This window comes from Sideroxyarcus emersonii (assembly GCF_021654335.1).
GTDB classification, from domain to species: Bacteria; Pseudomonadota; Gammaproteobacteria; order Burkholderiales; family Gallionellaceae; genus Sideroxyarcus; species Sideroxyarcus emersonii.
The window spans coordinates 799,131-817,328 of the sequence record NZ_AP023423.1 but is presented as its reverse complement, the minus strand read 5'-3'; the positions used below and the strand labels follow the sequence as shown (position 1 = coordinate 817,328).

The window sequence follows — 18,198 nt, the reverse complement described above, 5'->3', positions numbered from 1 at the left end:
CGTAGGCACTGCCGAAATACAAGCATTACTTTTCGATCAGCAGGCCGAGCTTATTCGCCAGCCACTTGGTGGTGGTAGCCTGGATCAGGATGGTCATCAGGATGGCGATGAAGGTGACGGAGGCGATGACCTGCGCACCCGGCGCCTTCATGCCGACCAGCATGCCGGCCAGCGCACCCGGGATGACACCGGTTTCGCGCGTCCAGCACATGAACAACATCTCCTTGAAACTCCATCTGGCACGGCGATCAGGCAATGCGCACAGGAACACGGTGACCGGGCGGGCGACCAGCATGAAGATCGCCACGACAGCCGCTCCGGCAAAGAGATACTGGCTCATCAGGCCGAAGTCAACCTGAGTACCGAGCAGGATGAAGATGAACATGCGCATGATCAGCGCGGTGGTCAGGATGAAATCCTCAAGCAGCTTGTGATCCTCGTACGCGCGTGTCAGGCCGAAGGATTCCTGGTTGCCGAGCATGATGCCGAACACAAATACCGCCATGAAGCCGCTGGCATGCATGCCGTCCGCACCCATGTAGGCACCGATCACCGCCATCAAAGTGACCACCGGCGCATACTCGGACAAGAAACCGAATTTTTCGTGCGCAATCAATACCGCTGCAGCATAACCGAGCACGCCGCCGATCACGACGCCGAACAGTGACTGTTTGACCAGATCGAACAGCGCATCGGCAGCAGAGAAGTCTCCCGAACCCATCGCCACCGCCAGCACTGTGAAGGTGACGATGGCGCCCATCGCATCGTTGAAGGCGGATTCGCTCATCACGGTTTGCGCCACGCGTTCCTTGATCCTGATCTGCTTGAACACCGGCACCAGCGTGGCCGGGTCGGTGGAGGCCAGTGTGGAACCCAGCAACAGCGCAACGATGAATGGTACGCCGAGCAGGTAGTAGGCTGCCACGCCGGTGATGAACGCCGTGACCAGCACGCCGATGGTGGCGATCACCAGCAGCGTGATCCACACCTCCTTCAGCACCCCGAGCTTGATCGACGCACCGCCGTCGAACAGGATGTAGCTGGAGCCGAAGATCAGGATCAGCTGGTTGACGGTCGAATCCGCCTTGATGTCCACCAGGCCCAGCACGCCGGGACCGATCAGCATGCCGACCAGCAGGAACACCACCACATCGGGCACCTTGACCAGACGCGCCAATAAACCGGAAAACGTCCCGATGCCCAGGATGATGCCGAAAACCAGAAGCGTGTGTTTTGCGAGTTCCAGGGCTGCAGAGGATTCCATTTCGTTCCCAATTCAGGCGTTAATCGTCGTCGTCATCTCCTTCGATGCGACGGCGCGGCACAGTAGCCGGATCGGCTGTGATGGCGCGGTATATCTCCACCCGGTCGCCGGGCCTGAGCGTCGCGTCAAGTTGGGCGACTTTACCAAAAATACCGACCGTGCAATTGGCTAATTCGAGCTCCGGAAATTTCTTCAGGATGCCGGATTGCTCGATGGCGGCCTGCACGGTGGCCTCTTCCGCCACGTCGATACGCAGCCAGAGTTGTTGTGCTGGTTCGGAATACGCGACGCCGATCTGCATGCTCCCTCCCCTAACTCGCCGCCGCTTCAGGCACGGCCGCGGTTGCAGCACGCGCCGCACGGCGGCTCTCGATGACGCGGCGACCGGCCAGCAGGAATCCCAGCACCATGAAACCGCCGGGCGGCAGGATCATCAGCAGGTAGCCCTTGTAATCGGGTATCACGGTGGTCTCGAGGAAGGCGAAGGCCGGCCCCAGCAGCAGGTGCGCATTGGCGAACAAGGTGCCCGCGCCCAGCACTTCGCGGATGCCGCCGATGGTGGTCAGCGCGAAAGTGAAGCCCAGCCCCATCATCAAGCCGTCCATCGCCGCCTCGCCTACGCCGTACTTGGCGGCGAACGCTTCGGCGCGACCGAGCACGGCGCAGTTCGCCACGATCAGCGCGATATACAGGCCCAGCACCTTGTACAGGTCATGCGCCCAGGCATTCAGGCTCACGTCCACCAGCGTCACCAGCGTCGCAATCAGCACGATGTAAACAGGGATGCGCACGTCCGGGCTGATCAAATCGCGCACCGCCGAAATGATCGCATTGGAGGCCAGCAGCACGGCCGTGGTCGCCAGCCCCATGCCGAGGCCGTTGGTGGCGCTGCTGGTCACCGCCATGGTCGGGCACATGCCGAGGATCTGCGCAAAGACGATGTTGTTGTCCCACAGGCCGTCCCTGGTGATGCGTGCGTAATTTCCGCTCATTTCAAATGCCCTCCGAACCCGTCATTGATGGAACTATAGCCATTCGACTAGGCTGGCAAACAACGCCAGCCAAGTCGCTGGTTATCCGGCGCAGGCCGGAATCCAGGCAATCAGATAATTTCTCACGCAGCGAGACCAAATTGCGGTTTTGTCCGCTACGCGGGCTGCTTGTTTTTGCTGGATTCCGGCCTGCGCCGGAATGACGGCTTGACGAGATCATGATTTATCTCCCGCGGGAGCGGACTCGTCCAGCAACACACTCCGGTTCTGTTCAAAGAATTCCAAGCCTTCCTTCACCGCCCTGACCACCCCGCGCGGGGTGATGGTCGCGCCCGCGAACTGGTCGAACACGCCGCCGTCTTTCTTCACGCCCCACTTGTCCGCCGGCGGCTCGCCCAGCCATTTGCCTTCGAAGGCATGGATCCAGTTGCTCTTGGCGGGCTCGATCTTGTCGCCCAGGCCCGGCGTCTCCTTATGGCTGATGACGCGCACACCAAGGATCCTGCCCTCGCGCGACACGCCCATCACGCACACCAGGGCGCCTGCATAGCCATGGCCGATCATGCGGTACACCACTGCCTCGACCTTGCCCTGCCGGCGTGCGCGATACACCAAGACATCGCCGCCCTGGCCGGACAGCGTGACGGTATCCTTGAGCAGGTCGTTCTCGTATTCCCCCGGCAGCACCTGTGTCAGCGACTGTTTCAGGTCGGCCGCTTCCGCCGCCTTGATGTCGGCTTCGGTCAGGTGCGCGGCATAGGCCAGCGCCGCACTGGTGAGCAGGGCCACGCTGCCGAGCAGCACACCCTGGTAAAACAACTTGCCGCGCAGTTTTTCGAGTTTCATCGTCCTATCCTTTCGCTGCCAGCGCCGCGCCCTTGCGGTCCCGCCCGTAGATGCGCGGTTTGACGTACTGGTCGATCAGCGGCGTGACCGTGTTCATGATCATCACGGCGAACGCCACGCCTTCCGGATAGCCGCCCCAGGTGCGGATGATCCAGGTCATCAGGCCGCAACCGAAACCGAAGATGAGCTGTCCCGTGGCGGTATTCGGCGAGGTCACAGGATCGGTGACGATGAAGAACGCGCCCAGCATCAGGCCACCGGAAAGCAGGTGATACATCGGCCCGGCGTAATGGCTGCCATCGACTGCATTGAAGACCAGCGCAGGCACGGCAGCGCCGAGCAGCATGGCGACCGGCGCGTGCCAGGTGATGATGCGGCGCGCGATGAGGAACAAGCCGCCGAGCAGTATCAGCAATGCAGCCGTCTCGCCCAGGCTCCCGGCACGGCTGCCCCATAGCGCATCGAGCGGTGCGTAATATCCGACCAGCGCCTGATCCAGCCCGACACCGCGCGTGAACTCGGTCTTCACATGGCCGAGCAGCGAGGCGCTGGCCATGCCGTCCAGCGGCTGGCTCATGAAGGTGATGCGCAGGCTGTCCAGCCAGCCCGGCGCATGCGCCGAGCCCAGCGGTGCGGGTGCAACCCAGGTCGTCATCTCCAGCGGGAACGAAATCAGCAGCATCACGCGTGCCGCCATCGCCGGGTTGAACACGTTCTGCCCCAGCCCGCCGAACACCTGCTTGCCGATGACGACGGCGAACAGGCTGCCCAGCGCAGCGATCCACCAGGGCGCGAACGGCGGCAACGAGATCGCCAGCAGCCATGCGGTGAGAATGCCGGAACCGTCCAGCAGCACCGGGCGCAGGGCGCGCCCCTGCAGCCGCACCGCGAATGCCTCGCCGGCAATGGCCGCGAGCAGCGACACTGCCCACAGGTTGATCGCCGGCCAGCCGTACAGCCAGAAGCCGAACAAGGTGGCAGGCGTGAGCGCCAGCAACACCGTGCCCATCACCTTGCCGATGGAGACGGGAGCATGCGCGTGCGGGGAATGGGCGATGGGGTTCATGTTCTGCTCCTCTGCACGGATAACAACCCCGTCATTCCGGCGCAGGCCGGAATCCAGATGATCGAATGATTTCCCGCACGGCAGGACAGCACTTCAGTTTTGTCCGCTACGCGGGTTGCGTCTCCGGCTGGATTCCGGCCTGCGCCGGAATGACAGGCTTTCAAGTTCATTGCAGTCATGCTGCCTCCGTTGCGGCCTTGGCGGCCGCCTCTTTTGCCGCTCGCTCTTTCGCCTCGCGCGCGGCCTTGCGTCTTGCTGCCGCCTCGGCACGTTCGCGCTCGATGCGCGCGATGCGCTCGCTGCGTGCGTCAGCCAGCTTCCTCGTCGCTTCCTGCTTCAGCCTGGCGCGCTCCTGCGCGGCAAGATCGCCCTTGGCATAGTTGAAGTAATGCACCAGCGGGATATGCGCCGGGCACACATACGAACAGGAACCGCAGGCGATGCAATCCTTCAGGCCGAATGCGACCGCGCCGGCCAGGTCGGATGCGCGGATGCGGGAGGCCATCTCCAGCGGCAGCAGGCCGACCGGACAAGCTCGCACGCAGGTGGAACAGCGGATGCAGGGCGAAGCTTCCGCCTGTCCGATCTCGGATGCCGTGAGTGCGAGCACACCGCTGGTGCCCTTCACCACCGGCACGCCGGTATTGGTGAATTGCTGCCCCATCATCGGGCCGCCCAGCACCAGGCGGGCAGCAGGTTGCGCGTAGCCGCCGGCGAATTCGATCAGTTCCTGTACCGGCGTGCCGACCAGCGCTTCCACGTTGCAGGCCGTCCTGATCGCCGCGCCGCTGATCGTGACGATGCGCGAAACCAGCGGCCTCCCGTGACGGATCGCCTGTTGCACGGCGAATGCGGTGGCGACGTTGTGCACCAGCACACCGATGTCGGCGGGACGGCCGCCGGCGGGAATCTCCTTGCCGGTGAGCACCTGGATGATCTGTTTCTCCGAGCCCATCGGGTACATGCTCGGCATCGCCACGACCTTCACGGCAGTGCCCTGTGCCGCCGCTCGCATCGCTGCGACGGCTTCCGGCTTGTTGTCTTCGATGCCGACCAGTGCCTCCTGCGCATCGACGGCCATCGCGATCAGGCGGATGCCCTCGACGATCTGCGCTGCCCGCTCGCGCATGATGCGGTCGTCGCAAGTCAGGTAGGGCTCGCATTCGCCGCCGTTCATGATCAGCGTCTGCACGCCGCTGCTGCGGCTCAGGTTGAGTTTGAGCGCGGCCGGGAAAGTCGCCCCGCCCAGGCCGACGATGCCCGCTGCGGCTACCCGTGCAGCAATGTCTTCGGGCGGGAGCGCAAACGGATCGGCCACCGTTTCCGTCGCAATCCATTTGTCTGCGCCATCGCTTTCCAGCGTGATGGTCGGCACCGGCAAGCCCGATGGGTGCGGCGCAGGAAAATCGCCCAGCGCAGCGATGACGCCGGAAGTCGGCGCATGCACGGACGAGGAGACCGCACCTTGCGCCGCGGCGAGCAACTGTCCTTTCAGCACCCGCTCGCCCACTTTCACCACCGGCGTGGCGGGTGCCCCGATATGCTGCTGCAACGGCACGAACAACTTCTTCGGCAGCGGCAGAACCCGGATATCGCGCTCGGCCGACAAGTCCTTGCGACCTTCCGGATGCACGCCGCCCCTCAACTTGAACAGGCCGTTCGTGGCGACCCTGTCGAACCATGAGCGGCGCTGCGCCAGCACCGCCGGCTCCTTCGACTGGTTCAGGGAGAACGGTCGAACTGGCCGTGAATTCAGCATGCTGCCTCCCTCGGTTTATGCCAGTGCCACGATTGCAGCGTCACCGGGATGGGTTGCAGCGTCACCGATTCGGTCGGGCATACTTCAACGCATTTTCCGCACGCGGTGCAGGCTTCGCGGAACACCGAATGGATCTGCTGCGCAGCCCCCATGATGGCGTCGGTGGGACAGACCTTGAAGCAGCGCGTGCAGCCGATGCAGATCTCCTCTTTCACTTCGGCGATCATCGGCACGCTGTCTTTCACATCGGACAGGTTGGCTTCGACACCAAGCTTGGCCGCGAGCGCCTGCACCACGGCTCGGCCGCCGGGCGGGCACAAGGTGACGGGTGCGCTGCGGTCGGCCAGCGCCTGCGCCGCGCCGGCACAGCCGGGGAAGCCGCATTGACCGCACTGCGACCCGGGCAGGATGGCCTGTATCTCGGCGACCAGCGGGTTGCCTTCCACTTCGAGGCGACGCGACGCGACGCCGAGGAAAAGCCCGAGTGCCGAACCGAGTAGCGTGAGGCTGACGATAGCGACGAACATTCTTACTCTCCTGAATACCTTGAAACCTCAAGCGTTGAACAAGCCCGCCGTTCGTGGTGCACCCGCAAGGGGCAGGCCGTGGCTGCAGAGAACCTTCGTCCGGACAGCACACGCACCGCTTGTCGAACCATGAATCGGGGACGGGCACTCAATGCGCAGCGAGACTCGCCCTGCGGCACGCGCAGGGCGAACGGCCTTGTTCAGCGCCCCCACAAATTTGTTTTCCAGACTCATACCAATCCCGAAAAACCCATGAAGGCCAGCGCCAGCAGGCTTGCGGTAATGAAACCGATCGGTGCTCCGACGAAGGCGGAGGGCACCTGCGCCAGCGCCAGCCGTTCGCGCAAGCCGGCGAACAGCAGCAGTACCAGGGTGAAACCGACGGCCGAACCGAAGCCATACAGCAGGCTGCTCACGAAGGGCAGTTTCTCCTGCGTGGTCAGCAGCGGGATGCCCAGTACCGCGCAATTGGTGGTGATCAGCGGCAGGTAGATGCCCAGCACCTGGTACAGCGCAGGATTGGTCTTGCGTACCACCATCTCGGTGAACTGCACCACCACCGCGATGACCAGGATGTAGACGAGGATGCGCAGGTAGGTCATGCCGAGCGGCACCAGCAGCCAGTGCTCCAGCATCCAGCAGGAGGCCGACGCCATGGTCATCACGAAGGTCGTGGCCAGCCCCATGCTGACGGCGGTATCGGTCTTCTTGGAGATGCCCATGAACGGGCACAACCCCAGGAACTTCACCAGCACCACGTTGTTCACCAGCACGGTGCTCAGCAGCAGTAACAAATATTCGCGCATATCGATCGTCTCCTGTGCTGCTCAGTGCAAGCGGCATGCCAGAACCGGCACGGCGAGCGGAGGCGCACAAAATCAGGCGTTTGGTGCCGAAACGCACCAGACAGGTGCGAAAAACCTTTGTCGTTGTCGGGTCGTGCCGCGCACCGATGTAGCAAATGCGACAAGCCGCGCGCTTCCGGCGACATTGAAGCGCAACGAAAAATTACCGGCACAGATATTGCTGAACGGTAACCGTCCGTATGCAATGGAATCGTCATGGCCAAACCGAGCGAGCCGCAACAACCGAAACAGGCAACATCCGCCGCAGATGACGGCGGCAGTGTCCCGGCACACCTGTTCCGCCAGGCGGTGGAACAGGCGGCGCTGGCGATCTCCATCACCGATGCGCACGCCAACATCCTGTATGCCAATGCCGCGTTCCAGCGCATCACCGGGTACGGACAGGACGAGATCGTCGGGCACAACGAATCCATCCTGTCGTACCGCGTCACGCCCAAGCTGGTGTACGAAACGCTGTGGGCACAGATACAACGGCAGCGTCCGTGGAACGGCCTGCTGGTGAACAAGCGCAAGGATGGCGACCGCTATCTGGCCGATGTCACCATCACCCCGGTGGTGGGGGAAGCGGGCATCACCACGCATTACCTCGGCATGCACCGCGACGTCACCGAGGTGCACCGGCTGGAACGGCAGGTGCAGAACCAGAAGACGCTGATCGAATCCGTGGTGGATGCGGCGCAGGTCGCCATCGTGCTGCTCGACGAACAGGAGCATGTGCTGCTGGACAACCAGGAATACAAGAAACTGATCGGCGATCTCGGCAAGGAACCGGCGGTACGGCTGCTTGCCGCCCTGCGCGAACAGATGGGCGACGCATTCGCCAAGGCTTACGACAAACATCGCAACATCGCCGCGCGCGAGGTCTGCATCGAAGCTTCCGGCCGGCCGTCGCGCTGGTTCTCCTGCGCGATCTCCTGGTTCGAGGAACACGATGTCGGCGCGGATGCATTCTACGAACCGTTGCGACGCCACTACCTGTTGCTCACCATCCAGGATATCAGCGAGCTCAAGCGCCAGCAGGAAGCGCTGCGCATCAACAGCCTGCGCGCGCTGCTGTCGGAACAGGAGCGCATCCAGAGCCTGCGCGAAACGCTGGCGGGTGCGGTGTACCAGCTGGAAGGCCCGCTCAACATGCTCAGCGCCGCCGCCAACATGATGGGGCGTCGCCGCGAAACGGGCAGCGACCTGCCCGCCGCGAGTGCGCTCGAAGAAGCGATGCAGAAGAGCCGCGAGGTGCTGGAAACGCTGCGCGCCTGCATTCCGGACCACAACGGCGAAGCCGCGCAGCCGCTCAACCTCAACGAGATACTGGCCGATGTGCTGAAGCTCGCCACGGCCAGCCTGCTCGGTGCCGGCATCGTGGTGGAATGGCTGCCGTCGGAAGGTGCGGCCATGATCTCCGGCCATCCGGCCCAACTGTCCAACCTGTTCAAGCAGCTGATCTCGAATGCCATCGAGGCAGTGAACGAACAGCGCGGCGGCCGGCGCGAACTGCGCATCGCCTGCACCCTGTTCGCCGACCATCTCGAAGTGTTCGTCGAAGACAGCGGCCCCGGCATCGCCGACGATCTGCGCTACAAGGTGTTCCAGCCGTTCTTCACCACCAAGGGCGCCGCGCGGCAGCATCTCGGTCTCGGCCTGGCGATGGCGCAGGAAGTGGTGATCCGCCACGGCGGCACCATCGACATCGATCCCGGTTACCACAACGGCTGCCGCGTGCGCGTGCAGCTGCCGCTGGCGGCGGGGGGCAATCATGCCTGACCTGCGCCTGGAACTCGACCTCTTGCACGCCGAGCTGGAAACGCTGTATCAGGTGAGCCGCGTGCTGTCGCACTCGCTCAATTTCAAGCAGACGCTGGACGGCGTGCTGCATGCACTGCACGAAGGCATGGCACTGGAACGCGGCATGGTCAGCCTGATCGACGCCGCCAGCGGGGAGTTGCAGGTATCGCTGGTGTACGGTGTGTCGGACACGGTCACCGAGGAAGTCAGCTACCTGCCCGGCGAGGGCGTGGTCGGCACCATCCTCAAGACCGGCCAGAGCATCGTGGTCGAATGCATCATGGACGAACCGCGCTTCCTCTCCCGCCTCGGCATCTACAACCCGCGGGGCGCATTCGTCGGCGTGCCCATCCGCATCGGCGCCAAGGTCGTCGGCGTGCTGGCGGCACAGCCGGCCCCTGCCATCAAGAAGTCGCTCGACGAATACCAGCGTTTCCTGGAGATGGTCGCCAACCTGATCGGCCAGAGCGTGCGCCTGTCGCAGGAAGTGGCGCAGGAGAAACTGGAGATCGCCGAGGAACGCGACGTGCTGCGCCGTACCGTGCGCGGGCAATACGGCTTCGACAACATCATCGGCCATACCCAGCCGATGCGCCGCATCTTCGAGCAGGTGCGGCTGGTGGCAAAATGGAACACCACCGTGCTGATCCGCGGCGAGACCGGCACCGGCAAGGAACTTATCGCCAACGCCATCCACTACAACTCGCCGCGCGCGCGCGGCAGTTTCGTCAAGCTCAACTGCGCAGCATTGCCGGAAACCTTGCTGGAGTCGGAACTGTTCGGCCACGAGAAAGGCGCCTTCACCGGCGCCGTGGCGCAACGCAAGGGACGCTTCGAGCAGGCCGAGGGCGGCACGGTGTTCCTCGACGAGATCGGCGAGATCTCCGCTTCGTTCCAGGCCAAGCTGTTGCGCGTATTGCAGGAGGGCGAACTGGAACGCGTCGGCGGCACCCGCACGATCAAGGTCGACGTGCGCGTGGTCGCCGCCACCCATCGCGACCTGGAGGCGGAAGTGGAGAAAGGCCGTTTCCGCGAAGACCTGTATTACCGCCTCAACGTGATGCCGCTGTACCTGCCGCCGTTGCGCGAGCGCATGGCGGACATCCCGGAGATCGCACGCTTCCTGGTGGAAAAGATCAGCACACAACAGGGCCGTCAGCTCAACCTGACCGATGCCGCGCTGCGCATACTGATGCATCACGACTGGCCGGGCAATGTGCGCGAGCTGGAGAATTGCCTGGAGCGCGCCTCGGTGATGACCGAGGGCGACACCATCGACCGCGATGCCATCCTGCTCACCGGCATCGACGAGAAGATCTCGACCAGCCGCGGTTCGATCCACGAACTCGATCTCGACGACCCCAACCTGGACGAACGCGAAAAGGTCATCGCCGCACTGGAGCAGGCCGGCTGGGTGCAGGCCAAGGCGGCTCGCCTGCTCGACATGACGCCGCGCCAGATCGCTTATCGCATCCAGACGCTGAACATCAAGGTGCGGCAGATCTAGCCGTTCCGCAGCCGCATCCATTCCGCCGCCTCGGCACAGGCATGCAATTTGCTGCCTGCTGCGCAAGGTGGAAAAAACGACACTCCAACCGACAATGACGGGAGCAGATGCTTGCCGTTGTTTCATTTACTCCAAAACAAAACGGGACATATATGGCGCTCAAAGACATCAAGGGATTCTCCGACAAAGCAAGGACAGACCTGGAATTGCAAGCAAAACTCATCGCCTGCCAAAAAGTGCGCGAGCTGCTCGCGCTGGCACAGGAGCACGGTTTCAATTTCATCGAGGATGAGATGTACCCGCCCAACGAGCCGCAATTCACGGCCGACCAGCTTTCCGAGAGGCTGGCCAAGGCCCTGTTGCGCGCGTGAACCGCATGGATGCCGCACGCGATCAGCGCCGGGAAGCGCTCAGGTTCTTTGTCACTTACACCGGGGTCAAGCTGCCGTTCAAGCTGGTAAACGAACTGCAAGCCGGCGAAGTGGAGAACCGCAATACCTACTTCCGCGGCTACTTCGACACGCAGGATCGTCTGTCCGGATTCGACAAACTCGCTTATGGCGAGATCGAGCTTGCACACCGCTACACCTACCATGACAACGGCAAGCTGAGCGCCGCCGAGATCACCGACATCGACGGCGAAACGACGCTGCTGGTATTCGATACGGAAGGCAATGCACAGTGAATTCTGTTCGGGCCTTATCCCAAGCAGGGCAAGTTGCCGCAAGGTCGGCAAAAGTCGCCTGGCCTGCGGAGCCCCTTTTTCGCGATTCCCGCATTCGTATCCGGACGGAATTCCACCTCTGTTCGACGCATGGGGGTTTCGAATCGGGACTAAGGTGGACATGTTGTTCCACTTACCCAGGAAGTATCACTCATATCTGAAACAGCAGGCCAGGAGCGTCCAATGCGCAACAACCAGCCAGTAACCGGTCGCGAATATCCCTTCCCCGAGGGGAAGACCGTCATCTCCTACACCAACCTCAAAGGCCAGATCACCCGTGCCAACGATGCATTCGTCGAATTGTCCGGCTACGCCAAAGACGAGTTGATCGGGCAGCCGCACAATCTGGTGCGCCACCCCGACATGCCGCCGGAAGCGTTTCGCGACTTGTGGGACACCCTCAAGAAAGGACGGCCATGGAGCGGCCTGGTGAAGAATCGCCGCAAGGACGGCGATCACTACTGGGTGCGCGCCTATGCCTCGCCGTTGGCGGATGGCAGCGGTTATGTTTCGGTACGTGTGGCCGCCTCGCGCGAGGAGATCGATGCGGCCGAACAACTGTATATCCAGATGAACCGCGATGCGCGCATCAGCCTGGACGAAGGCCAGGTGGTCAGCGGCAACGCACTGGCCAGGCTTTTCCGCCGGCTCAACAACATCAGCATTGCAGCGCGGCTGTGGTTGCTGACCGCCAACGGCGTTGCCGGCTTCATCCTGGCCATCGCAGCCATCTGGTATGGCCTGGACACGACGACGCTCACGATCATCGGCGCGCTGGCCTCGATCGCCTTGCTGATGCAGGCATGGAAAGTCATCAACAAGATCAGGCGCTGTTTGAACGCATCCAGAGTTGCGGCCGAAACCATCGCCGCCGGCGACCTCACCAAGCCACTGCCGCTAGCCAGCAAGGACGAACTGGGCGACCTCAATGCCGCACTCTCGGTGATGCGCAACAACCTGCACGAACTGATCGCCAATGTACGGGAAGGAATTACCTCGTTGAACCAGTCGTCCGGCGATGTCTCCGTTTCAGCCAATAGCAGTTCAAAGATCAGCCAGATGCAGTCCGAAGCCGCCTCCGGCATGGCATCGGCGATGGAGGAACTGTCGGTATCGATCGACCAGGTAAGCGAGCATGCCGATAACGCGCACCGCGTCAGCCAGCTCTCCAGCGAAAAGGCCGTCGAAGGCGGCCGCGTGATCCACAGCGCGGCAACCGAGATGGAGAACATCGCCCAGTCCGTCAATCATGTCGCAGAGAAGATCCACGGTCTGGAGGAATATTCCAAACAGATATCCGGCATCGCGGAGACGATCCGCGAGATCGCCGACCAGACCAACCTGCTTGCGCTGAATGCCGCCATCGAGGCGGCCCGCGCGGGGGAACAGGGCCGCGGCTTTGCCGTGGTGGCCGACGAGGTGCGCAAGCTGGCCGAACGCACCGCCAATTCGACCAAGGAGATCAGCGGCATGATCGTCAAGATACAGGACGGCACCGGGGAAGCCGTCAAGGAAATGGGCGTCAGCGTGACGAGAGTCAACGAGGGGGTCGAACTGGCGCGCAAGGCCGGGGACTCCGTCAGCAGCATCCGGGAAGCCGCGGAGAATGCCGCGCGCGACGTCGACGACATCACGCATGCGATCCAGGAACAATCGCTGGCAGCACGCGACATCGCACAGCGCATCGAAAAGATCGCCCAGGGAACCGAGCAGAACACGCTGGCTTCCTCGCAGACGGCTGCCTCAGCCAGGCAGATGGCGGATCTCAGCAGGAACCTGGATGAATTGGCGGCGCGCTTCAGGATCGCCTGAATTGGGCCGGGTCTCTTGCGCTCCACGCGCGTTGAGAGCCGCGGCGAAGCAAACATCGCGAAAAATCGTCGGCCATGCCCGCCCGGTGGCTCCGGGAAATGCTCACGAATTGAGCGATGCCCAAAAACCGCATATACGGTTTACAGTTAGAACCGCTGCCGCACACTTATCTGAATAGTTATCCACAGCTATTGTGCATAACAGCGGTTATCGGGATTTCTCCTTTGAGCACGAGTCCGCTCATGCAATGCTTCGCGGTAGCGCTTCCCACAGGCGAATTAACTCATTCTCGACCTGCCCCCAATAACCCTGTCGACCGCATGTAATAGGCCTTGGCCTATATATTTCGGCATATATCAATGCATACCTGCCGCTGTTAACCTGCTACGGCAATTCCAGGCAAAATTCTCGGGACGCATGAGTCACAGCAACCGAAGTCGGCGTTAACGCAAGCGGTCTATACACGATATGAAAAACACATTGCCGAATATCAGCTACAACCTTTCCAATCCCTGTAACGAAAAATACCGCTATATAGAAATCAACGGCGAGCCGATCCACTGGATCGAAGACCCGGACAAGTTCTATGCGATCTTCGGATTCACCCAAGACATGCGGCAAGCTGGCATGCTGCCGGAAGAATTTATCTGGGGCGAATACCGCAACAATCGGCAGTTCGATTTCACCGCCTGCATGCAGACCCAGATCATCGAGTATTTGAGGGTGCATTCGCACAAGTTCTTGCAGAAATATGGCAGCCAGTGCGAAAAATGGTTGGCGACACTTGCACAGTTGCGAACTTCCACCAATGCAGCGTGTCCTGCCTGCAAAATGAAGCCCGTCTGTTCAAATTAGGCGTCGTCTCGCATCAATCGAACTTTCGCATCGATCCCCGCAGTTCCATTTAGGCTCCCGCCTTAACCGCGCCCCGCATACGCATACTGCTGCCTGCGTAAAATCCAGGTAAAAGATATAGCCCTGCGCAATTAAAGTTCTAGATACAGGCATAGGCCATCAATCGCATAGACCTTTCCACACACAAGGTTTAATGTCGCATCAGGCAATTTTTCGGGAAGATCATGCTCCAGGAATCTTGGATTAGCCTCACCACTGCGCATGTCGACGGCCTGTCGGTAGTACTGGACCAGCATGCCTGTGTCGCCACCACCGATCTGCAGGGGCAGATCACCTTCGTCAACGACAAGTTCTGCCAACTCAGCCAATACCGTCGCGAAGAACTGGTTGGCCAGAATCACCGCATCATCAATTCCGGCTACCACGACAAGGCGTTTTTCCGCGACCTGTGGCAGACCATCGCCAGCGGTAAAACATGGCAAGGGGAAATATGCAATCGCGCCAAAGACGGCAGCCTGTACTGGGTCGCAACTTCAATCGCACCAAAGCGCAACAAGAATGGCGTTCACGAAGGTTATATCGCACTCCGCACGGACATCACACAAACCAAAAAACACGAACTGCACCTGGCCAAGCAGAATGCGCTGCTGCAGGAGACCCAGAAACTGGGGCAAGTCGGGCATTGGGAGTTCGATATCTACAGCAGCGCCCTGGAAGGTTCCGAGGAGATATACCGCATTCTCGAAGTAGACCCGCACGCTGCTGCACGCTCGCTGGGCCATGCCAAGTTTTCGCTGATCCATCCTGAAGACCGCGAAGCGGTGATGCGCAGATTCTGCGAGTCGCTGTCCAGATGCAGCAGCTACTGTGTCGAGTATCGCCTGCTGTTCGCCGGCGGCCGCATCAAGTGGGTGAAGGAATGCGGCACCACGCATTTCGACCCGCATGGCAAGCCCCTGTATACGATCGGCTCGATGCAGGACATCGATCAGCACAAGAAGGCCGAAGAACGGCTGCGCATCGCTTCCATCACCTTCGAGACCCAGGAATCCATCGTGGTCACCGATGCCAACGCCCACATCGTCAGCGTCAACAAGTCCTTCGAACGCCTGACCGGCTATACCGCAGCAGAGGTGATCGGCCAGAATCCCAGCCTGCTGAAATCGGGGCGGCACGATGCGGAGTTCTATAAGCAGATGTGGGCCGCGTTATTCGAAAACGGGAACTGGACCGGCGAAATATGGGACAGGCGCAAGGATGGGCATGTCTATCCGAAGTGGATGAACATCTCGGCGGTGCGCAATGAAGCCGGTGAGATCACGCATTTCGTGGCGATCTCGATGGACATGACCGACAGGAAGCTGGCCGAGGAAAAGATCCATCGGCTGGCGTTCTTCGACACCTTGACCGACTTGCCCAACCGTCGATTGCTGGTCGACAGGCTGGGCCAGGCGATAACCCACAGCCTCCGCACCTGCGCATTTGGCGCGATCTTCTTCATGGACCTGGACGACTTCAAGATCATCAACGACACCAGAGGCCATGATGCCGGCGACATGTTGCTGATCGAGGTCGCGGCCAGGCTGAAGTCATGCGTGCGGGAAAACGATACCGTGGCGCGGCTGGGCGGGGACGAGTTCGTCGTGATATTGCAGGATCTCAGCAATACGCGGGAGACCGCTGCCGCCCAGGCGGAAAATGTTGCCAGGAAAATCGTTGCATCGCTCAGCTATCCGTACCATCTGTCGAGCCACGAGCACCACTGCAGCGTCAGTATCGGCGTGTGCTTGTTCCAGGGACACAATGCCAGCATAGAAGAACTGTTGAAACAAGCCGACACCGCCATGTACCAGGCAAAATCCGCCACCGGCAGCGGCATACGTTTCTTCGAATCTTCCATGCAAAGGGCGGTCGAACTGCGAGCCACGCTGGAGCAGCAATTGCGTCACGCACTCCCCAACAATGAGCTGCATCTCCATTTCCAGCTGCAAGTCGACAACCGGCGCAACATCATCGGGGCCGAGATCCTGCTGCGCTGGCTGAATGCGAATCATGGCGTGGTCTCCCCGGCAGACTTCATTCCATTGGCTGAAAATACCGGGCTGATCCTGCCTATCGGCCAATGGGTGCTGGAGACCGCATGCGCACAGTTGCAGCGATGGCAACAAGATGCCAGCACCAGCCACCTGCATCTCGCGGTCAACGTGAGTGCGCGCCAATTCCGGCAGGAGAACTTCGCCGACCAGGTCAAGGAAATGATGAACCGGTTCAACATCAACCCTGCACTGTTGAAACTCGAACTGACCGAAAGCCTGGTGCTGATCGATGTCGAGGACACCATACAGAAGATGCATTCCCTGAAAGAGCTTGGCGTGAAATTCTCCATGGATGACTTCGGCACCGGCTATTCGTCCCTCAGTTACCTGAAACGCTTGCCACTCGACCAGATCAAGATAGATCAATCCTTTGTACGCGACATCGTGAGCGACAAGAGCGACGCCGTGCTGGTGCAGACCATTATCGACATGTCCAGAAACTTCGGCCTGGAAGTGATCGCCGAAGGGGTGGAGACCGATCAGCAGCTTGAAATCCTGCAACGCAATGGCTGCCACGCATTCCAGGGATACCTGTTTGGCAAACCGGTCACGCTGGATGAATTCGAAGACCTCCTGGGCCAACTTCCCGGCAAGATCGGCATATCTGGTAAATCAAGTCACCACTCGAATGGTGATCCATCCACAAGCACAGGAGAGTCTTGATGTTACGCAAATCCGTCCTGGCAGTCAGTTGCCTCCTCTTTCCGGTCGTCACATATGCCGGCACCGCCGACATCCGGGCTTCCAACAACCAGATCGGCATCCAGGCCATCTCCACCAACGTGGATTACACGGAAACCGGCAACGGCATATTCGGCACCGCGACCGGAACGCTGGATACGGAAAAAGGCGATGTGCCCGGCTCCGCCATTTTCCTGTCAACCATGACCCAGAGTAACCAGTATTTTGCGGCGGGGTATGATCACTCCAGCGGTCAGACCACCTATACCGGCATGCCCATCACAGGCGGCGTTTTCGGCTCCATCGTCGGGGTATCCAGCGCAGCGCTGACCAATTTCAATGTGCGCTTCGGGCAAGGCTTTGAAATCGGCAGCGTCGGAACGAGATCCATCACGCCGTTCATGCTGACCCCCTACGTGGAGGTCGGCCATCACAAATGGGACCGCGGGGTGAATTACGGCGAGACCTATACGCACAATTATTTTGCGGTCGGTACCTTGTGGCAGATTTCGCCCGCTAACAGCAGACTGGTCCTTTCCGCCAATGCCATGCTGGGCACCACCTTCGGAGCCAACATCGTGGTGAATTCCGGCCCCGGCCTGAATGGCTTTTCAGGCGCGCTGGGGAACTCGACGCTCTACAAGCTTGGCCTCGCCGCCGACTACGCATTCTCGAACCACTTCCACGGGAATGCCGGCATCGACTACATGAGTTTCGGCTATGGCATGAGTGCCGTGTATCCCGTCGGCGGCGGATTCGTCGCCTGGGAACCGGACAGCCGGACGAACTACACCATCGTCAAGCTGGGCGCGGGTTATGCGTTCTAGCGTCGGGCGCGGGGCGGACTGCATATCCGTCCCGCCGACAATTCGCCATCAAGGCCTGCATTTGTAGGTTTTGAACGTGCGTTTCCCCGGCTCGGACGACACATCTTTTACAACCGTATCCGCGCCTGAATCTACCGCATAATTGCGTGCCAACTGGAGCAGGTTGGCTTCCACATCGTCGGTGCTGCGATGGAAGAATCCAACTTTGGCCAGCACGCTGACCGTAACCTCTCCTTTGGCCTGACAGCCGCCCACCTGATTTATCTCGGCCAAGGCGACCCGGTCGCTCCCCTGGCGCACCTCGATCATGCTGCTGGCGCAGCCGCCCAATGCCGCAATCAGCGAAAACCCGGCAACCATCCACATCGTTTTTGAAAATCGCATGCTGTCTCCATATCCATTGATGAATCATTTCAGCCTTCCAGTGTACTGAAAGGCCTCCGCAAATGCCAAACATCGACGACCAGTTGTGTCATTGCCGTCTAAATGATCGTCCAGACTGGACAGGCCGTCGGGGAGCCGCATCCGCTCGCTCGATCCGGCAATCCGCCAATGTTCCAATAATGGAATATTGCATGCCACAAATAGCAATTT

General features: G+C 60.9%; 17 protein-coding genes. 8 read left to right on the top strand and 9 right to left on the bottom strand.

Annotated elements, in window-relative coordinates:
- Positions 1 to 25: 25 nt before the first annotated feature.
- The 8 genes from L6418_RS04005 to rsxA all read right to left on the bottom strand — a co-directional run bounded on the left by L6418_RS04005 (position 26) and on the right by rsxA (position 7,260).
- On the bottom strand, positions 26 to 1,264 hold the full coding sequence (locus L6418_RS04005) for a sodium:proton antiporter (protein WP_237248183.1): 1,239 nt from the start codon (positions 1,262 to 1,264) through the stop codon (positions 26 to 28).
- Positions 1,265 to 1,283: 19 nt separating this feature from the next.
- Positions 1,284 to 1,565, bottom strand: a complete 282-nt coding sequence (locus L6418_RS04000) for an RnfH family protein (RefSeq protein ID WP_237248182.1) — start codon at positions 1,563 to 1,565, stop codon at positions 1,284 to 1,286.
- Positions 1,566 to 1,575: 10 nt separating this feature from the next.
- Positions 1,576 to 2,256, bottom strand: a complete 681-nt coding sequence (locus tag L6418_RS03995; RefSeq protein WP_237248181.1) for an electron transport complex subunit E — start codon at positions 2,254 to 2,256, stop codon at positions 1,576 to 1,578.
- Positions 2,257 to 2,472: 216 nt separating this feature from the next.
- A complete protein-coding gene (gene rsxG, locus L6418_RS03990) occupies positions 2,473 to 3,102 on the bottom strand; it encodes an electron transport complex subunit RsxG (RefSeq protein ID WP_237248180.1) in 630 nt (209 codons plus the stop codon).
- 4 nt (positions 3,103 to 3,106) lie between these two features.
- Positions 3,107 to 4,168: an RnfABCDGE type electron transport complex subunit D gene (locus tag L6418_RS03985; RefSeq protein WP_237248179.1), complete on the bottom strand. Its 1,062-nt coding sequence runs from the start codon at positions 4,166 to 4,168 to the stop codon at positions 3,107 to 3,109.
- Between the two features lie 175 nt (positions 4,169 to 4,343).
- Positions 4,344 to 5,927, bottom strand: a complete 1,584-nt coding sequence (gene rsxC / locus L6418_RS03980) for an electron transport complex subunit RsxC (RefSeq protein WP_237248178.1) — start codon at positions 5,925 to 5,927, stop codon at positions 4,344 to 4,346.
- A complete protein-coding gene (locus L6418_RS03975) occupies positions 5,921 to 6,454 on the bottom strand; it encodes an RnfABCDGE type electron transport complex subunit B (protein ID WP_237248177.1) in 534 nt (177 codons plus the stop codon). The genes rsxC and L6418_RS03975 overlap by 7 nt, the downstream gene beginning before the upstream one ends.
- Before the next feature lie 230 nt (positions 6,455 to 6,684).
- Positions 6,685 to 7,260, bottom strand: a complete 576-nt coding sequence (gene rsxA, locus L6418_RS03970) for an electron transport complex subunit RsxA (protein WP_237248176.1) — start codon at positions 7,258 to 7,260, stop codon at positions 6,685 to 6,687.
- 255 nt (positions 7,261 to 7,515) lie between these two features.
- On the opposite strand from rsxA, the gene nifL reads away from it, so the two are divergent.
- The 8 genes from nifL to L6418_RS03930 all read left to right on the top strand — a co-directional run bounded on the left by nifL (position 7,516) and on the right by L6418_RS03930 (position 17,604).
- Positions 7,516 to 9,081: a nitrogen fixation negative regulator NifL gene (gene nifL, locus L6418_RS03965; protein ID WP_237248175.1), complete on the top strand. Its 1,566-nt coding sequence runs from the start codon at positions 7,516 to 7,518 to the stop codon at positions 9,079 to 9,081.
- Positions 9,074 to 10,609: a nif-specific transcriptional activator NifA gene (gene nifA, locus L6418_RS03960; RefSeq protein WP_237248174.1), complete on the top strand. Its 1,536-nt coding sequence runs from the start codon at positions 9,074 to 9,076 to the stop codon at positions 10,607 to 10,609. The genes nifL and nifA overlap by 8 nt, the downstream gene beginning before the upstream one ends.
- A 152-nt stretch (positions 10,610 to 10,761) precedes the next feature.
- Positions 10,762 to 10,980: a Nif11-like leader peptide family natural product precursor gene (locus tag L6418_RS03955; RefSeq protein WP_237248173.1), complete on the top strand. Its 219-nt coding sequence runs from the start codon at positions 10,762 to 10,764 to the stop codon at positions 10,978 to 10,980.
- A gap of 5 nt (positions 10,981 to 10,985) precedes the next feature.
- Positions 10,986 to 11,294 (top strand): DUF6156 family protein, encoded by a 309-nt coding sequence (locus tag L6418_RS03950; RefSeq protein ID WP_237248172.1) that lies wholly within the window; start codon positions 10,986 to 10,988, stop codon positions 11,292 to 11,294.
- A gap of 222 nt (positions 11,295 to 11,516) precedes the next feature.
- The gene (locus L6418_RS03945; protein WP_237248171.1) at positions 11,517 to 13,145 is read left to right on the top strand and encodes a PAS domain-containing methyl-accepting chemotaxis protein; all 1,629 of its coding nucleotides are present in this window, start codon (positions 11,517 to 11,519) and stop codon (positions 13,143 to 13,145) included.
- A 468-nt stretch (positions 13,146 to 13,613) separates the two neighbouring features.
- Positions 13,614 to 14,000, top strand: coding sequence for a hypothetical protein (locus L6418_RS03940; RefSeq protein WP_237248170.1), 387 nt, complete (start codon positions 13,614 to 13,616; stop codon positions 13,998 to 14,000).
- Between the two features lie 224 nt (positions 14,001 to 14,224).
- On the top strand, positions 14,225 to 16,759 hold the full coding sequence (locus tag L6418_RS03935; RefSeq protein ID WP_237248169.1) for an EAL domain-containing protein: 2,535 nt from the start codon (positions 14,225 to 14,227) through the stop codon (positions 16,757 to 16,759).
- The gene (locus tag L6418_RS03930) at positions 16,759 to 17,604 is read left to right on the top strand and encodes a hypothetical protein (protein ID WP_237248168.1); all 846 of its coding nucleotides are present in this window, start codon (positions 16,759 to 16,761) and stop codon (positions 17,602 to 17,604) included. The genes L6418_RS03935 and L6418_RS03930 overlap by 1 nt, the downstream gene beginning before the upstream one ends.
- 48 nt (positions 17,605 to 17,652) lie before the next feature.
- Here L6418_RS03930 and L6418_RS03925 read toward each other — a convergent pair whose 3' ends face one another.
- Entirely contained in the window at positions 17,653 to 17,988 is a 336-nt protein-coding gene (locus L6418_RS03925; RefSeq protein ID WP_237248167.1) for a DUF4156 domain-containing protein, read from the bottom strand.
- Positions 17,989 to 18,198: the final 210 nt, after the last annotated feature.